Source organism: Acinetobacter amyesii, from assembly GCF_023499985.1.
GTDB lineage: Bacteria > Pseudomonadota > Gammaproteobacteria > Pseudomonadales > Moraxellaceae > Acinetobacter > Acinetobacter amyesii.
In genome coordinates this window covers 164,594-182,526 of sequence record NZ_JAMCOU010000039.1, presented here as the reverse complement: position 1 = coordinate 182,526, position 17,933 = coordinate 164,594, and the positions used below count along the sequence as shown (strand labels likewise).

Below are 17,933 nucleotides of genomic sequence, written 5' to 3'. Positions count from 1 at the left end.
TGGTTTTTTATTACTTAGGATGCAATGACTATACGACAATGTCTTCATAGGCATGATGTAAGACGTAGTCTGCTTGTTCATGGCCTTGTGCAGCTGCTTTACTGAGCCAAAGCTCTGCAAGTTCATAATTGCGGTCTAAGCCGAGTTCACCACGTAAATAACCGAGACCTAAGCGATATTGGGCATCTTTATGACCTTTTAATGCGGCACTTAAGAAATTCCACATGGCATTGCGATAGTCAGTAGGGGATTGGTCTGCTGAATCCATAGTATGGTGACTGAGAAAGTCTTGATGGTGTTGAGCCGCAAGAATTTCAAAATAAGTCCCTTGGGCGTAATCACCTTCGGCTTCTGGAATCGAAAGATGCATTCCTTGCAACTTTGGATTCATCTGTTGTGACAACAGTGCATAGATTTTTTTCAGAGCTTGTATCATCATTGTTAAACTCCTTGTTTCTAAATATAACCACTTGATTAATAAAAATATTAATTGCAGTCATTCGTGCGCTGCGATGAATGATTTAATTGTTTTAAACAGATCACACTTAAGATGAAAATTAGCATGCTTGTCATGATATGTGAATAGGTATTGAAAAATATTTATAAGTAATTTCAGTCATCTAGATCGCGAAAAATTATTTTTAATAAATTGAAAGTAGATGCTGAAAAAAGTAGTTTTAAAGTTTGAAGGTAAAACGTAGTACTGAAGGTTGAATCATGTAATTTTATTACGTTTACTGCACCTGTTAAGCTTCAAGACTTAAGAACATATAATTTATAAAGGTCAGAAAATAATGAGTGAGCATCATGGGCATGACCACAGCCATGCCGTTGTGACGGAAGGGAATGTCAAAAAATTAAGTTTTGCCTTAGCACTGACCACGACGTTTTTGATTATTGAAGTCATTGCTGGATTTGTGACACAAAGTTTGGCGCTATTGTCAGATGCGGCACATATGTTCACCGATGCTGCAGCCCTTGCCATAGCATTGGTCGCGATCAAAATTGGCAAGCTTCCTGCTGACAACAAACGCACCTTTGGCTATCAGCGTTTTGAGATTTTAGCTGCCTTGTTTAATGCCTTGATGTTATTTGTAGTTGCAATATATATCTTGTATGAGGCCTATCAGCGCTTTTCAACGCCGCCGGAAATTCAAAGTATGGGCATGATGATTGTCGCCGTTATTGGTTTGATCATTAACTTAATCTCGATGCGTATTTTATTTTCCAGTTCACAAGAAAGCTTGAATGTGAAGGGGGCGTATCTAGAAGTGTTGAGTGATGCCCTAGGTTCGGTTGGTGTAATTATTGGTGCAGCGATTATTTATTTTACGGGCTGGATGTGGGTCGATACACTAATTGCAGTGCTCATTGGCTTTTGGGTTTTACCAAGGACTTGGATTTTACTCAAACAAAGTATCAATATTTTATTAGAAGGCGTGCCTGAAGAAATTGACATAGAAAAGTTACGCAATGATTTATTGGCACTCAATGGGGTAGAGAGTATTCACCAGTTAAAGGTCTGGGCAATAACATCAAAGAATGTGCATTTGACAGTTCATCTCTTTGCACCAGAAGCCGATCGTAATGCCTTGTATTTTGAGGCGATTGAAATGTTGCAACATGAACATGGAATCACGGAGATGACATTACAAATCGAAGAAGATGAATGTGTGGTACACCAACATACCCAAAAGTCTGATCATGCACATGGGCATCATCAAGATGATCACGCGCATTCACATGATGAATCACATCAGCACTAATGCTGATGTAATTTAAATGGCCGGCTTAGATTTCCCATTCATGATTACATTCGCGGCATTTCCATTTTTTCTGTGATTGCATAAAACCTTGCATTGAAATTTTGAAATCTGGCAGGTCGCGATAGAACATGAAGCCAGCAATCAAGCAAGCAATAAATACAACAACAGTCGCAGTTTGTAATGTAGTACCTGCACCGTCACCAAAAATCCACATTGCGATGCTGATAATCACCAACAGTAAAAGAATAAATACCGCAGGGATGAGGATAATCAGGCTTTTAGGCACGACAGGACGAGCAACAGGCTGACCTGCTTGCGCAAGGGGCATAATTTTAGGGCTTTGACATTTTGGGCAACGGTATTGCATTGCAACTCCATAATTTTAATCTATGGTTTATTTTAATCAGAATGACGCAGAAAGCAAAAATACCGTAAATTTAAATTAGATAAAATTTAGGCAATAAAAAACCCAAGTCATAATGCTTGGGTTTTTTATAAGATGATTTGCATCACCTTGAATATGGCGTCCCTACGGGGATTCGAACCCCGGTTACCGCCGTGAAAGGGCGATGTCCTAGGCCTCTAGACGATAGGGACAATTTGAGGCAACTTAGAGTTGGTTGACACCATCTCTCGGTATGGGCGCTATATTAGGGGGATAACGCCCATCCGTCAACTAAAAAATCAATTAAGCTTCATCAACTGCATCATTTTTCGGCAGTTTTAAGCTTTCATTGAGTTTTTCCCATGCTTTTGTTTCTTTTTTACTCGGGCCGCCCACAATTTCAAGTGCATGACGTAAGCGAGCAAAGGTTAAATCAGGACCAATGGTTACCATCGATTGCATAACCGGTGTCGAAGATGTTGAACCTGCAATAGCAATAAAGAAGGTTGGCATGAAGTCACGAAGTTTAATGTCCATTTGGTTCGCCAAATCCATAAGCGTTTGGCTGACGGTGTCATTGTTCCAAGTGAACATGCTTTCTAGACGCCAAATGGCAAATTGAAGGCTTTGACGCACTTGTTCTTCAGTCAATTTTTTGCTTTCAAACTGTTCTTTGCTGAGTGTTGGGAATTGGTTGAAATAAAAACCTGCCCAATTCACAGCTTCAGATAATAAATTAATACGCGGTTGAATCGCAGCAGCAATTTCTTCCAAGGTATTACGATCTGATTTCCAAGCCAGTAGGGTATCGAGCAATTGACCCGGTGTTAAACCTTTAATCCATTGACCATTTAACCAGTTTAGCTTTTCAACATCAAAGATTGGACCGCCTAGTGATACACGTTGAATGTCAAAGTTTTCAATCATTTCAGCCAAAGTGAATTTTTCACTTTCATCCGGCATTGACCAGCCCATACGGCCTAAGTAGTTCAATAATGCTTCAGGTAAAACGCCGATGTCTTTGTAGTAGTTAATTGACGTTGGGTTTTTACGTTTAGACAGTTTTGATTTATCTGGGTTACGTAACAGCGGCATGTGGCATAGCACTGGCATGTCCCAACCAAAATATTTGTACAACAATTGGTGTTTAGGCGCAGATGGAATCCATTCTTCACCACGAATCACGTGAGTGATTTCCATTAAATGGTCATCAACCACGTTTGCCAAGTGATACGTCGGTAAACCATCGGTTTTCAGTAGAATTTGCATGTCGACTTGCGCCCAAGGAATTTCGACTTCACCACGTAGTAAGTCGTTAAATTTACAAATCCCTTCTTCAGGCACTTTCATACGAATGACATGCGGTTCACCAGCAGCCAAACGCTGTGCAACTTCTTCTGGAGTGTGTTTTAAGCCACGACCGTCATAACGCGGTGATTCACCACGCGCTTGTTGTTCCGCACGCATTTGATCGAGTTCTTCTGCTGTTGCGAAGCAGTAGAATGCATGGCCTTTTTCAACCAGTTCCAAAGCATATTGTTTATAAATGTCCATACGTTCAGATTGACGGTATGGCGCATGAGGGCCACCCACATCTGGACCTTCTGACCAGTTCAAACCTAACCAACGCAATGAATCTAAAATCATTTTCTCAGATTCTGGGGTAGAGCGCAGTTGGTCTGTATCTTCAATACGAAGAATAAATTCACCGCCATGTTGCTTCGCAAAACATAAGTTAAACAATGCAATATAAGCAGTCCCAACATGCGGGAAACCAGTAGGAGAAGGTGCGATACGAGTACGAACAGTCATAATCAGCTTTTAATCAGAATGTAAATTGGGATCTATTATAACGAAAAAGCCTGATCACTTAATGCTTAATTCAACATTGAATGATCAGGCGTTTTTTAGTATTTTTTAGACGACAGTAGGGGAACTCGTCTAAAACAATAGCTTGGACAGCATCAGTATGCTGATGTCGTTATGAGTTGCTACCAGAAAAAATGGCTTGAACAAAACGAGAAAAACTTTGGTTTTGTGATGCAAAGAAACTTTGAGTCGGTGCAGCTTTAATAGACGTAAGTACTTTTAAATTATCGTCTGTACGGCCTTTACCTTCAGATTTTTGCTGATTAATCGCTTTTTCGATCAATGAGGTACGTTCAGCAGGCATCGTAAGTTTGTTATTCGATGCGGTGCTGGTTGCAGCACAAAAACCAGTCTGTGCAGTAACGCTTAAACTTAAGCCTAGGCATAATGCGTATGAAAATTTCATGTCCAAATCTCCCCCTAGTTTTGGTGATGGAACTTTTTATTTGCAAAATAGTTTTAATATTTAGACTACGATTTAACCATCTTTCGTAATTAAAAAGTAGAACTACGTCACAATTTTTACAAAAAAACTAAAAAAGTCTGTACTGGGATTACCTAAATAGACTGTTTTCTCCAGATTTTCGGATGTTTTAGCAAACAACTATGAAGATAGCATGGAGATCGCTTCTGATTGTTGCTGCATTAGCAGAATTAAAGCTTTAAATACGTTATTTTTAGATATCTTTAAAACAGAAATAGATTTGAATTTATATTATAGATAGCTGATTGTTAAAGTTATTTTTGATTTATATAGTGCTCTCAAGATCAATTTGAGTTTGAGCAGATGAAAAAAATAATAGCATCGGGCATTTTCGCATTGTTGGGTGGGGTGGCGGTACAGGTGTATGCCGCAAAAGATTTCTTAAATGTCTCATATGATCCAACACGTGAGTTTTATCAGGAATATAACCAAGAATTTGGACAATATTGGAAAAAACGTACAGGACAAGAGATTAATTTTAAACAATCTCACGGTGGCTCTGGCAAACAAGCTCGTGCAGTAGCAACGGGTTTACAAGCAGACGTTGTCACTTTGGCATTGGCAAATGATATTGATGAAATTGTGGCGACCGGACAAATCAATAAAAATTGGCAAAAACAATTTCCACATAATTCTGCTCCGTATACCTCAACCATCGTATTTTTGGTGCGTAAGGGCAACCCGAAAAAAATTAAAGATTGGAATGACCTGATCAAACCGGGTGTTGAAATTATTACGCCAAATCCAAAAACAGGTGGGGCACCGCGTTGGATCTATTTATCAGCTTGGGGATATGCTTTAAAACAACCGGGTGGAAATGAGGCCAAAGCCAAAGAATTGGTGAAAAAACTCTATAGCAATGTCAAAGTATTGGATTCTGGTGCACGTGGTTCGCTCACGACCTTTGCTGAGCGTGGCATTGGAGATGTCTTATTGTCTTGGGAAAATGAGGCACTATTAGCGACTCAGGGCCTAGGCAAAGATAAATATGACATTGTTTATCCTTCTATTTCGATTTTAGCTGAACCTTCGGTGGCTGTGGTAGATAAAACCGTCGATAAAAATGGTAATCGAAATTTAGCGAAGGGTTATTTGAACTACCTATATTCACCTAAGGGCCAAGAGCTGGCAGGCAAATATTTCTTCCGCCCTCGCGATGCAAAAGCCACTGCAAAGTACGCTGCCCAATTCCCGAAAGTTCAAACCTTTACCATTGATAAAGTGTTTGGCGGTTGGGCAAAAGCGCAAAAAACACATTTTGTGAATGGTGCGATTTTTGATCAAATCTATAGTGAAAAGAATAAAGAGTAAGTCTGTAAATAAAGTTGAGTGGAGTAAAAACGGATGATTTATATTATCCGTTTTTTGCATATGTAATGCATAAAAATCTATATATAGGGAATAAGTAGATTGTTTTGTGTATTTTAATATGAAAAACAAACAATTAAATTCGCTACGTTAGCTGTATTCAGCAAGACGTCTAAACTTGCTGCAATTGCGATTTATGACTTTATTTCATATATTTAGCAGTATTGAATATAACTTTATGCTGGCTGTTATGAAAACTCAATTTAAGGCGTGGCTCAGTGCTGCGTTGCTTGCCACTGGTGTTGCTTTCTCTGCGTCTGCTCAGGCCGCTGATCGTGAATTTTTAAACGTTTCTTATGATGCAACGCGTGAATTTTATGACGAATTTAATAAGTCATTTGGTGCATATTGGAAAGAGCGTACGGGTAAAACGGTTGCATTTAAACAATCACATGGTGGTTCAGGTAAACAAGCCCGTTCTGTGGTTGACGGTTTAAAAGGTGATGTCGTGACTTTGGCTTTGGCCAATGACATCGAAGAAATTGTGAAGTCTGGACAGATTCAGCCGGGCTGGCAAAAAGAGTTTCCACATAACTCAGCGCCATATACGTCAACGATTGTCTTCATGGTGCGTAAGGGCAACCCGAAACATATTAAAGATTGGTCTGATTTAACCAAACCGGGCGTACAAATTATTACCCCAAACCCGAAAACTGGCGGTCTCCCACGTTGGGTTTACTTGTCAGCTTGGGGTTATGCTTTGAAACAGCCGGGTGGTAATGAAGCGAAAGCCAAAGATTTCGTGGGTAAGATGTACCATAACGTAAAAGTAATGGACTCTGCGGCACGTGCATCGATGACTACATTTGCAGAACGTGGTATTGGTGATGTGTTATTGACTTGGGAAAACGAAGCTTTAGTTACGCAAAAAACTTTGGGTAAAAACAAATTTGATATCGTATATCCATCGATGTCGATTTTGACTGAGCCTTCAGTGGCAATCGTAGACAAAACTGTCGATAAGAATGGTAATAAATGGTTAGCTCAAGGCTATATCAATTATCTTTATTCTCCATTAGGTCAAGAGATGGCTGCTCGTCATTTCTATCGTCCACGTAATGCAGCAGTTTTAGCAAAATATAAATCACAGTTCCCGCCATTAAAAACCTTTACCATTGATGAAGTGTTTGGTGGTTGGGCAAAAGCTCAACAAACACATTTTGTGAATGGTGCGATCTTCGATCAGATCTATAATAACAAGCGCTAATACATCGAAATCTAGGATTTGAGATGTACAAAGACCTCCTTCGGGAGGTTTTTTAATGGATGGCAAAAAATAAAAACGGTTTTCTCTATGGAAAGTAATATTTCTGTACAAAAAGACGTTTGGAGCTTTGCTAAAACAAGGTAATAATGTGCAGTTACATTTTTAGCTGTGTTGAACGAACCCTTATGTCGCATATTTCTGTATTACTTCATGAAACTGTTGATGCTTTACTGGCAGATCGCAATACAGGAATTTTCGTAGATGGCACATTTGGGCGTGGTGGTCATACGCGTTTATTACTGTCTAAATTAGATGAGAACGCACGTGTTTATGCCTTTGATAAAGACCCGCAAGCATTGGCTGTTGCAGCAGAATTAGAACAAGAAGATGCGCGTTTTAAAATCATTCACGCTAGTTTTGCAGACTTAAAAGAAGAACTGCGTAGTCGAGGTATCGACTTGGTCGACGGTATTATGGCGGATTTAGGGGTATCATCTCCGCAGCTAGACCAAGCAGAGCGTGGCTTTAGTTTTATGAAAGATGGCCCACTTGATATGCGTATGGACAATTCACAAGGTCCAACAGCCGCAGAGTGGTTGGTTGATATTGAAGAAGAAGATTTAGCTAATATTATTTTTAAATATGGTGAAGAACGTTATAGCCGCCGTATTGCCAAAGCAATTAAAGCAGCAGGATATATTGAAACCACAGCTCAATTGGCCGAAATTGTGAAAGTTGCCCACCCAAAATGGGAAAAAAATAAACATGCAGCGACACGGACTTTCCAAGCAATTCGTATTGCTATTAACAAAGAACTCGACGATATTGATATCTTCTTACCTCAAGCGGTGGAGATGCTGAAACCTGAAGGCACTCTGGCAGTGATCAGTTTCCATTCTTTAGAGGATCGTTTAATTAAACAATTTATTCAAAAAGAATCTACACTTGCAGAAGACACAGGCTGGGGTTTACCACAAAAACGCGAAGATACCCGCCGCTTAAAAAAAGTGTCACGAATTAAAGCAAGTGAAGAAGAAGTTAAAGCCAATCCACGATCTCGTAGTGCTTGGCTTCGTGTGGCAGAGCGTTTAGCTTAAAAGGCAAAGAATGAAAACCGAAGCAATCGAAAAAAACTCTGATCAATCGCAGTCTAAGAAAATCATTACATACAGCATTTTATTGCTCTTGGTTTTTGTGAGTGCGATTATGGTGGTGTTTCAAGTCTTTGAATATCGCCAAGATTATCGTCAATTGAGTACCTATATGCGTGAAAGGGATGACCTCAACGCAGAATGGGGGCGTTTGCTGATCGAACAACAAACTTTTGGTGCAACAGCCCAAATTGGGACACGTGCAGTTACCCAATTACGGATGTATTCGCCTCCTATTGCACAAACCGTTGTTATTTCATTGCCACAAACTCCAGAACAGAAAAAATAGGCTGCCGGTCACATGGTTGAAAAGAGAAACAAACAAACTCCGCGTAAAAAACAGCAGTCTGTTACTGGTCGTACAGCCATTTCGGTGGAGATGTGGCGCTATCACTTGATGTGGGCGGTGGTTTTACTGTGCTTTATTGCATTGGTCGGGCGGGCTTTTTATGTACAAATCATCAATAAAGACTTTTTACAAAATAAAGCCAATGCCAAAATTTTAAGAACTGAAACCTTAAAAGCCATGCGCGGTGTAATCTATGACCGTCACGGCGTTCCTTTAGCCATTAGTACTCCGATCATGAAAATCGTGATCGATCCACGTGATTATTTTGACAATAAAAAACTCTTTGAAGAAATTACGGCGGAATTGGCTAAAGATCCAAACAACCGTAAGTTAAAACGTCAATTACCAGATAAAAATCTGAATTTAGATGAACTCGCTGATGCTGTAGGGATGGATCGTGCTGAATTGAGACGCAAAATGAATGAGCGTCCACGTTCACGTTATTTAGTTTTAAAGAAAGAAGTGCCACCACAACAAGCTGAATTGATCATGAAACGTGACTTTCAGGGGGTATATACCGAGAAAAACTATAAGCGCTACTATCCACAGCCTCAGCCAAACTCACAAATTATTGGTTTAACCAATAGTGAGGGTATGGGCATCGAAGGTTTAGAGATGCAATTGAATGAACGTCTTGCAGGCGTAGATGGTGCGCAGCAAATTGTCCGAGATAAAAAAGGCAACCGCGTTAAAGACCCTGAGATCGTGAAAGAGGTTGAGTCGGGTGAAAATATCACGCTGAGTATTGATTCACGTTTGCAATACATTATGTATCGTGAGTTGACTGCAGCCGGCGTAGCCAATAACGCACGTTCTGCAACCGCGATTGCCGTGGATGTCAAAACAGGTGAAATTTTAGCGATGACGTCTTGGCCGTCGTACAACCCGAATGATAAAAAAGGTGTCTTAAATAAAGATGCTATGCGTAACCGTGGTGCGATTGACTCCTTTGAGCCAGGTTCAACCATGAAGCCATTGACCGTGGCAATGGCATTGGAAAGCGGTAAATACACGGCAAATACCGTTGTAAATACCACACCCGGTTCTATGCGTGTAGGGAATCATACTATCCGAGATACGCATAACTATGGCCCTCTGACTTTGGGCGGCATTATTCAAAAATCGTCTAACGTCGGTGTGGCAAAAATCGCTTTATCTCTCCCTTATGAAACATTACCAACGTTCTATCAACGTCTTGGCTTTGGTCAACGTTCAGCGGTGAAATTCCCCGGCGAAAGTGCTGGTCTGATTTTGCCGAAGAGTAAATGGAATGTGTCAGAAGTAGCGACCATGGCTTATGGTTATGGTTTGAACGCTACAGTGCTTCAACTGGCTGATGCTTATGCCATGATTGCCAATAAGGGCGTCAAAATGCCACTGAGCTTGTACAAGCTTGAGGAAAAGCCGAAAGGTGAGCAGATGGTTGACCCTAAAATTGCTGATCAAGTGCTTTTAATGATGGAAGCAGTGACCTTGCCGGGTGGTACGGCACGTCAAGCCAATATTCCGGGTTATCGCGTGGCGGGTAAAACTGGTACAGCACATAAATTACGTGCAGACCGTAAAGGCTATTCGACTTCAGAATATCGAGCACTCTTTGCCGGTGTTGCACCAGTGAGTGATCCACGTTTGGCCATGATTGTTGTAGTGGAAAACCCGACAGGTCAGTATTACGGTGGTCTGGTGGCTGCACCAGTTTTCGCTCGTGTAATGCAAGAATCTTTACGTTTAATGAACGTACCATTAGATAAACCTTTAGACACTCCTAAGATCCAGTAATAGGTGATGAATGAAAATTACGTTTCAAGATCTATACACCGTTGAACAGCCCGCTGAATGGATGTCGCAATCCTTTCAGGGCTTCAATCTGGATAGTCGCAAAGTTACAGCAGGGCAAATATTTATTGCCCTGACTTCGTTTTCGCAACCTGAAAAAACAGCACAATTTGCACGTGCAGCGTTAGAGAATGGCGCGTTGGCTGTCATTTCAGAAACTGATTTGGGCTTGGATCAAAGTGTCGTGATCGCGGATGTGCGTCAATTGATGGGGCAGTGGCAAAAGCAATATTTACAGGCGACTCAACCAGCTCAAGCTGCACGAATTTTGGCCGTGACGGGTACCAATGGTAAAACCACGATCTCTCGTTTAATCGCTGAATTACTCATGCTGCAAGGCAAAAAATGTGCAGTGATGGGAACCACTGGTAATGGAATTTTACCGAATTTAGAAGCCTCTTCTCACACCACTTTAGATGCGTTACATATGCAAAATGCATTGCATGCCTATGCGCTTGAGGGTGCAGAGTTTGCTGCCATTGAGGCAAGTTCGCATGGCTTAGAACAAGGTCGATTAAATGGCTGTGCAATTGAAATTGCCGCTTATAGCAATTTAAGTCGTGACCATTTGGATTATCATAAAACCCTTGAAGCCTATGCTGAAGCGAAATCACGTTTGTTTCAGTTTCCATCGCTCAAAGTTGCAGTCATCAATCTCGATGATGAACATGCAGAAGTGATGCTGAATGCCGCACGCCAAAACCCGGCTCAGCCTAAAATTTTGACTTATTCAACGCGTCAGGCTGCGGATTATCAAGTGACGGATATTCAATACAGCTTAACGGGCGCACAATTTAAATTGCGTACTGCTCAAGCTGAATTTGTGGTGCAAAGTCCATTATTGGGACACTTCAATATTGAAAATATTGTGGCGAGCTTAATTTCAGCGGAGCAAGCGGGTTTTGACTTATCTGCCTTGATCGCAACTGCGCCCAAGTTAAAAGGTGCACCGGGTCGTATGCAAGTGATCCGTGATGATGAACGCCTGTTTGTGGTGGATTATGCACATACACCAGATGCCTTGATTCAAGTGTTACAGACCTTAAAACGTCATGTATCGCAACAGCTATGGGCGGTGTTTGGCTGTGGTGGTGATCGTGACCGTGGTAAGCGTCCATTGATGACACAAGCGGCATTAAACCATGCAGATATTGCGTTGATTACCTCAGATAATCCACGTACTGAAAACCCAGAACAAATTTTTGCAGATATGAAGGCTGGTATTGATTTCACTGGAAAAACTGTCCATGAAATCCATGACCGCCGTGAAGCGATTAAATTCGCAGTCAACCATGCGCAAGCGGGTGATATTGTGGTGATTGCTGGTAAAGGCCATGAAAACTATCAAGAAATTGATGGAGTTCGACATTGGTTTGATGATGTGGTGGAAGTGAAATCAGCGATTGATTCACAGCATCACAACACTGACTCGGCTTATCCAGCGCAATAGGAAACAGATATGCATACTTCAACGACCAGTACGGTTCCATTAGAACCATGGACTGCCGAACAGTTGGTTCAAGCGACACAAGGTCACTGGCATAATAATCAAGCGCCGACAGGTCCTGTAAAACGAATTTTGACCGATTCACGTCATGCAGAGCAAGGTGACGCTTTTCTTGCCCTGAAAGGTGAGCGCTTTGACGCGCATGACTTCCTTGCTCAAGTGGCTGAAAAGGGTTGTGAAATTGCCATCGTTAGTCATCCGGTCGATGTGGATATTTATCAGTTGGTGGTTGCAGATACACGTTTGGCGCTTGGACATTTGGGTGCATTTCGTCGTGCCCAAAACCCAGCCTTAAAAGTGATTGCCTTGACAGGAAGCAGTGGTAAAACCACAACCAAAGAGATGCTCGGGAGTATCCTTTCTCGTCTTGCACCAACATTAATTACGCGCGGTAATTTAAATAATGACCTTGGCGTACCGATGATGTTACTTGAGTTGCGTCTAGAACATCAGTATGCCGTGATGGAGCTTGGTGCCAGTCATAAGGGTGAAATTGATTACACCTCAAATTTGGTACAGCCTCAGGTTGCCGGTATTTTAAATATTGGCACTGCTCATATGGGTGAATTTGGTGGGCGTGATGGCATTTGTCGTGCCAAGTCTGAAATTTATGCACATATAGCGAAAACAGGAACTTCGATTGTTCCTGCGGCAGATGATTTTACAGATGCCATTCGTCAAGCGGTGCAAACTGAGCAAGTAATGAGTTTTGGTCAGGGCGGGGATGTCTTTGCGACTGAGACGGAGCTTCAGGCTCAATCTTCACGTTTTATCTTAAATACGCCACAAGGTGCACGTCCTGTTCAACTGCCATTTGCTGGTGAACATAATGTGCAAAATGCCACTGCAGCCGCAGCTTTCGCGTTGTCGATTGGCGTGAGTTTAGATGACATCGTTGTGGGTCTTGAACATGCAACTGGTGCCAAAGGTCGTCTAAACTTTATTCAACACAAAGATTACTTGTTTATTGACGATACTTACAATGCAAATCCAACCTCAATGCGTGCTGCTGCTGATGTACTTGCGCAGCAAGATGGCATCAAAGTCATGGTCATTGGGGATATTGGTGAGTTAGGTTCATCTGCTGCACAGCAGCACTACATGTTGGGACGTGATCTTGTCTCACACTCTGGTCTTCAATTTGTCGTTGCTGTCGGTGAGTTTTCACCTGCTGTGCAAGAAGGCGCGCGCAGTACACAATATGGTAAAAAATTACAGGCCTTTCTTACTCAAGAACAGGCTTTACCGTTATTAATTAGTCTAGTCAAAACACATCAGCCTCAGTCCATGAGTTTCCTGTTTAAAGGTTCTCGTTATACCCACATGGAAACTTTGATGGCTGAATTGATGGAGAAACTTTAATGCTGTTATGGTTATTTGAGCAGCTTGCGGGTTATCACAGCTCGTTTCAGGTTGTTCGTTATTTAACGCTTCGTTCGCTACTCAGTGTCTTAACGGCATTGGCCATTGGTCTGTTGCTTGGACCTGTGATGATCCGCAAATTGCAAGCTCTCAAATATGGTCAGGCAGTCAGTTCATTTGCACCTGAAAATCATGCCAAAAAAATGGGCACACCGACTATGGGCGGTGTGTTGATTTTACTGTCTATTGGGATTTCAACCTTACTTTGGGCCGATCTTTCAAACCCTTATGTATGGATTGTACTTGGCGTTATGGTGATCTTTGGTGCTGTTGGCTGGGCCGATGACTGGATTAAAATCCGTTATAAAGACAATGCCGGTCTACCTGCGAAGAAGAAATTCTTTTGGACTTCTGTGGCATCGTTAGGCGCCGGTATTGCACTTTATGTGATTGCGACACAGCAAGCAAACCCAGTACATACCTCAAATATGTTGGATCTGCTGATTCCATTCTTTAAAGAAATTAGCATTCCATTGTCTATTATTCCACTCGGTATTGGCTTTATTGTCTTTACTTATTTGGTGATTAACGGCGCATCTAATGCTGTGAACTTAACCGATGGTTTAGATGGCCTAGCAATTATGCCAATTGTTCTGGTTGCCGCTGGTTTAGGTGTGTTTGCTTATCTGGCTGGTGATGTTCGTTTTGCCGATTATTTACATATCCCTTATGTGAAATACGCATCTGAACTTGTCGTGATCTGTGCGGCAATGATCGGTGCTGGTTTGGCATTCTTATGGTTTAACGCGCATCCAGCTCAAGTGTTTATGGGTGATGTCGGGGCCTTATCTCTAGGTGCGATGCTCGGTACGATCGCAGTCATGGTTCGTCAAGAAATCGTTTTTGCCATTATGGGCGGTGTCTTTGTGGTTGAAGCTATTTCTGTTTTCTTGCAAATTGGCTCACTGCGTATGCGGAATAAGCGTGTATTCTTAATGGCACCGCTGCACCATCACTATGAGAAAAAGGGATGGCGTGAAACTCAGGTGGTGATTCGTTTTTGGATTATCACAATTATGCTGGTAGTTTTGGGTCTAATGACTTTAAAATTACGTTAAGCAAATAAATAAACGAAACCGGCATTTGCTCCCACAGATGCCGGTTTTTTTATTTCAAAAATATAGTGGAGTAAATGATGAACCTGTTGATGTGTCCTGTATGCCGTGAAGCATTGAAACTCACAGAGCGGACATGGCGCTGTGAAAATAATCATAGCTATGATGTTGCAAAACAAGGCTATGTCAATTTACATGTGGTTCAACATAAACACAGTAAAAACCCGGGTGATACGCCTGAATCTGTACAGGCGCGTCGAGCATTTTTAAGTGCAGGTCACTATGCACCTTTGCAACAGACAGTAGTGGCTTTGATTCAAAAGTTACGTGTTGAAAACTTATTGGATATTGGCTGTGGTGAAGGCTATTACACCGATGCGATGCAAGCTGAAGTATTACAGTGTGTGGGTGTCGATATCGCTAAAAATGCAGTACAAGTGGCCGCTAAACTGAATAAAGAGGTGACTTGGGTGGTTGGGACAGGGGCAACCTTACCTGTATTAGATCATTCGATTGACTTGTGTACGAGTTTATTTAGTCCTATTCCTCAAGAAGAAATCCTTCGTGTGTTAAAGCCTGAGGGGCACTTGATGGTGGTTACACCTGCGCCAGAGCATCTTTATGCAATGCGTGAAGCCCTGTTTGAAGAAGTAAAACTACATGAACCGCATAAATTTGTGGAACAACTGGCGAATGATTTTGAATTGGAAAGTGAGCAAGTGGTACAAGCGAAAATGTCACTTTCTCAGCAGGATCTCAAAAACTTAATTGCAATGACGCCTTATGCCTATAAAGTGAAAGCTGAGCGTCGAGAAGCTCTAGAAAAAAATGAACAATTTGAGTTGCAAGCGCAGTATCAAATTTATCTCTTTAAAAAGAAATAATGCATTGGCAGTGATAAAAAAAGCCCTCGTTTGAGGGCTTTTTTTATGCAGCTTATTTACTGAACTTGATCGATGAGATGATCAAGTGCGTCAGTTTTATGCTCTGTACCTTGTGGTTTAGGCTGCATTGGTGGTGGCGCAGTCCGAGTAGGTGCAAGATTGGTTTCAGCAGCCCCTGGAAGATCTTCAAAATCATTTTGCGTAGCCTGTGGTTTTGGTACAACAGGAGCAGGACGATACAGCGGTTGAGCCATCGGCGGCGTTGCTGCACGATCTTGTTCAGGTTGACCTTGAGTCGCTTTAGCTGAATTGCGATTGATTGGATTTTTGGCATGAGTGTCTAAACGCACCCAAGCTTCAGGTGTGCCTTTGAGTGATTTCGCCATAAAATCTGACCAAATCGGCAGAGCTGCAACACCACCATATTCACGACGACCTAAGGTAGAGGGTTGGTCAAAACCGACCCAAGCCACAGTGACTAATTTTCCATTAAATCCAGCAAACCACGCGTCTTTTGCATCATTGGTTGTACCGGTTTTACCACCTAAATCACCGCGACCAATTTTTAATGCCGCACGACCTGTACCATGTTGGATCACGTCACGCAAGATGTTTGCCATATCAAAGGCCGAACTCGACTTCAAAATTCGCTGAGCTTGCTTATAGTTTGCTGCTTCAGTATCGGAAATTTTCGATTCAGCAGGTTTATTATCCTGATTAGTGACTTCAATCACTTCATCATCTGGCGTGGTCGGATCTGCAGATTCAACTTCGTCCTTTTGATTGATACATTGAATACATGCATATTCAGGATTGGCTTGATAAATCACTTTGCCATAAGCATCTTCAATACGACTAATAAAGTGCGGTTGAATACGATATCCACCGTTAGCAAATGTCGCATAACCTGTCGCCATTTGAATCGGCAATACCTGTGGGGTACCTAAAGCAATGGTGTAGTTACGTGGAATTTGGTTTTCTTGTAAGCCAAAATCCATAAATAATTGGCGAGTACGTTCAATTCCGACGACTTGTAATAAGCGAACAGAGACCGTGTTACGTGATAAATATAGGGCACGGCGTAGAGGAATCATCCCTAAATAGCGACCGTCAGAGTTTTTAGGCGTCCACTTGCCAATCGTAATTGGATTGTCATTGACCATGGAATACGGAGTCATGCCACGTTCAAGTGCTAAAGCATAAACAAAGGGTTTAATGGTTGAACCCGGCTGACGCCAGCCTTGTAGAGCACGGTTAAATTTAGATTGATAAAAATTATAACCACCGACAATGGCTTCAATGCCACCATTATTGGGGTTGAGTGCGATTAATTGACCTTGCGCTTTTGGAATTTGCACCAAAGCCCATGAGCTTTTATCAGCATTCGGACGTAGGCGAATAATATCTTTTACTTTAACAATTTGTGAGGCTTTGCTTGGCGCATTGCCTACACTATTGGCATTGCGATAGGGACGTGCCCAAGACAGACCTGACCATGGAACAGTCACACTACTGCCGTCTTGCATCAACACTTCGATACTGGTGTTGTTGACTTTAGTGACTTCGGCAGGATAAGTGTTAGCATATGGGATAAAGTTTTTTAATGGCTCATCATGTGCTTCTGCACCACGCCAACCATGTCGTCTATCGTAAGCTTCAAGACCATCTTGCACAGCTTGCTCAGCATAGGCTTGGCGTTGGCTGTTGATGGTGGTATAGACTTTATAGCCAGAATCTATCGCTTGTTCGCCAAACTTTTCTACGAGCTCAGAGCGAACCATTTCCCCGACATAGGGGAATTTGTTGCTAACTCCGCGGTCAGGCATATCGAGATTAATTGGTTCAGCAATTGCTTCTTGATATTCCGATTGATTGATATAACCCAATTGCAACATACGTCCTAAAATCCAATTACGACGCTCTAAAGCACGTTTTGGATTGGCTACAGGATTATATTTTGATGGTGCTTTGGGTAGGCCTGAAATCATTGCCATTTGAGCCAAGCTCAAATCTTGCAAGCTCTTGTTATAATAAATTTTTGCAGCTGCTGCGATCCCGTATGCATTTTTGCCCAAAAAGATTTTGTTAACATACAGCGTTAAAATTTCTTCCTTACTTAGATTTTGTTCAATTTTTCGAGCAAGGAAAACTTCGGTTAGTTTACGTTTTAAAGTACGCTCTGGAGTCAGATAATAGTTTTTTGCAACCTGCATGGTAATGGTTGAACCACCCGTTTGCACATCTGAGCCTGTAATACTTTCACTGACGGCACGCCCCAATCCTTTGAAACTAATTCCGCTGTGTTCAAAGAACGAAGAATCTTCCGCAGCTAAAAAGCCATGAATGAAATGAGACGGGATTTGGTCGTACTCTACAGGAACCGAAAGTTTGCCACCATATTCTGCAATCAGCTCATTATCAGCACTATAAACTTGCAATGGTTTTAATAATGGAGCCTTTTTTAAGATGGACATTTCAGGCAAAGACGGGGCAATATAGAGATACATGCCATAGAAACCCATTGGAATTGCGACCAAAACAATAATAATGGCCAAAAAAAATGGATGAACAAGGCCTGAACAAGATAGCTTTTTCATAACAAGTAAGTTTTAATAAGAGCTAATGGCAAACTAATTGGTGGTCAGTATAT

General features: G+C 41.7%; 15 protein-coding genes and 1 tRNA gene. 10 read left to right on the top strand and 6 right to left on the bottom strand.

Features of this window, described 5'->3' with window-relative positions; genetic code table 11:
• Positions 1-28 precede the first annotated feature (28 nt).
• Positions 29-439 (bottom strand): SEL1-like repeat protein, encoded by a 411-nt coding sequence (locus M5F03_RS16070; RefSeq protein WP_180024277.1) that lies wholly within the window; start codon positions 437-439, stop codon positions 29-31.
• 355 nt (positions 440-794) lie between these two features.
• On the opposite strand from M5F03_RS16070, the gene M5F03_RS16065 reads away from it, so the two are divergent.
• Positions 795-1,766 carry a zinc transporter gene (locus tag M5F03_RS16065; RefSeq protein ID WP_249708882.1) on the top strand — a complete coding sequence of 324 codons (972 nt, stop codon included), beginning with the start codon at positions 795-797 and terminating at the stop codon, positions 1,764-1,766.
• A 25-nt stretch (positions 1,767-1,791) separates the two neighbouring features.
• Here M5F03_RS16065 and M5F03_RS16060 read toward each other — a convergent pair whose 3' ends face one another.
• The 4 genes from M5F03_RS16060 to M5F03_RS16045 all read right to left on the bottom strand — a co-directional run bounded on the left by M5F03_RS16060 (position 1,792) and on the right by M5F03_RS16045 (position 4,426).
• Positions 1,792-2,133 carry a zinc-ribbon domain-containing protein gene (locus M5F03_RS16060; protein WP_078189395.1) on the bottom strand — a complete coding sequence of 114 codons (342 nt, stop codon included), beginning with the start codon at positions 2,131-2,133 and terminating at the stop codon, positions 1,792-1,794.
• A gap of 154 nt (positions 2,134-2,287) precedes the next feature.
• Positions 2,288-2,363: transfer RNA gene (locus tag M5F03_RS16055), tRNA-Glu, on the bottom strand.
• Between the two features lie 91 nt (positions 2,364-2,454).
• Positions 2,455-3,963, bottom strand: coding sequence for a glutamate--tRNA ligase (gene gltX / locus M5F03_RS16050; RefSeq protein ID WP_249708880.1), 1,509 nt, complete (start codon positions 3,961-3,963; stop codon positions 2,455-2,457).
• 169 nt (positions 3,964-4,132) lie between these two features.
• Positions 4,133-4,426 (bottom strand): hypothetical protein, encoded by a 294-nt coding sequence (locus M5F03_RS16045; RefSeq protein WP_078192541.1) that lies wholly within the window; start codon positions 4,424-4,426, stop codon positions 4,133-4,135.
• A gap of 381 nt (positions 4,427-4,807) precedes the next feature.
• Here M5F03_RS16045 and M5F03_RS16040 point away from each other — a divergent pair, with 381 nt between their 5' ends.
• The 9 genes from M5F03_RS16040 (at position 4,808) to M5F03_RS16000 (ending at position 15,283) form a co-directional block, all read left to right on the top strand.
• Positions 4,808-5,815, top strand: coding sequence for a sulfate ABC transporter substrate-binding protein (locus M5F03_RS16040; RefSeq protein ID WP_249708878.1), 1,008 nt, complete (start codon positions 4,808-4,810; stop codon positions 5,813-5,815).
• A 247-nt stretch (positions 5,816-6,062) separates the two neighbouring features.
• Positions 6,063-7,079 carry a sulfate ABC transporter substrate-binding protein gene (locus tag M5F03_RS16035; protein ID WP_078189545.1) on the top strand — a complete coding sequence of 339 codons (1,017 nt, stop codon included), beginning with the start codon at positions 6,063-6,065 and terminating at the stop codon, positions 7,077-7,079.
• Positions 7,080-7,264: 185 nt separating this feature from the next.
• Positions 7,265-8,176 carry a 16S rRNA (cytosine(1402)-N(4))-methyltransferase RsmH gene (rsmH, locus tag M5F03_RS16030; RefSeq protein ID WP_180011304.1) on the top strand — a complete coding sequence of 304 codons (912 nt, stop codon included), beginning with the start codon at positions 7,265-7,267 and terminating at the stop codon, positions 8,174-8,176.
• 10 nt (positions 8,177-8,186) lie between these two features.
• Complete coding sequence (ftsL, locus tag M5F03_RS16025; RefSeq protein WP_180106813.1) at positions 8,187-8,519, top strand: cell division protein FtsL; 333 nt, start codon at positions 8,187-8,189, stop codon at positions 8,517-8,519.
• 12 nt (positions 8,520-8,531) lie between these two features.
• On the top strand, positions 8,532-10,358 hold the full coding sequence (ftsI, locus tag M5F03_RS16020; RefSeq protein ID WP_078192538.1) for a penicillin-binding protein PBP3: 1,827 nt from the start codon (positions 8,532-8,534) through the stop codon (positions 10,356-10,358).
• Positions 10,359-10,368: 10 nt separating this feature from the next.
• On the top strand, positions 10,369-11,865 hold the full coding sequence (locus M5F03_RS16015; protein ID WP_249708876.1) for a UDP-N-acetylmuramoyl-L-alanyl-D-glutamate--2,6-diaminopimelate ligase: 1,497 nt from the start codon (positions 10,369-10,371) through the stop codon (positions 11,863-11,865).
• Positions 11,866-11,874: 9 nt separating this feature from the next.
• Positions 11,875-13,284 (top strand): UDP-N-acetylmuramoyl-tripeptide--D-alanyl-D-alanine ligase, encoded by a 1,410-nt coding sequence (locus tag M5F03_RS16010; protein WP_249708874.1) that lies wholly within the window; start codon positions 11,875-11,877, stop codon positions 13,282-13,284.
• The gene (gene mraY, locus M5F03_RS16005) at positions 13,284-14,402 is read left to right on the top strand and encodes a phospho-N-acetylmuramoyl-pentapeptide-transferase (protein WP_078189386.1); all 1,119 of its coding nucleotides are present in this window, start codon (positions 13,284-13,286) and stop codon (positions 14,400-14,402) included. Before M5F03_RS16010 ends, mraY begins: the two co-directional genes overlap by 1 nt.
• A gap of 77 nt (positions 14,403-14,479) precedes the next feature.
• Positions 14,480-15,283 carry a putative RNA methyltransferase gene (locus tag M5F03_RS16000; protein ID WP_249708924.1) on the top strand — a complete coding sequence of 268 codons (804 nt, stop codon included), beginning with the start codon at positions 14,480-14,482 and terminating at the stop codon, positions 15,281-15,283.
• 56 nt (positions 15,284-15,339) lie between these two features.
• Here the strand turns inward: M5F03_RS16000 and ponA are convergent, their stop codons facing one another.
• Positions 15,340-17,880: a penicillin-binding protein PBP1a gene (gene ponA / locus M5F03_RS15995; RefSeq protein WP_180129586.1), complete on the bottom strand. Its 2,541-nt coding sequence runs from the start codon at positions 17,878-17,880 to the stop codon at positions 15,340-15,342.
• Positions 17,881-17,933 lie beyond the last annotated feature (53 nt).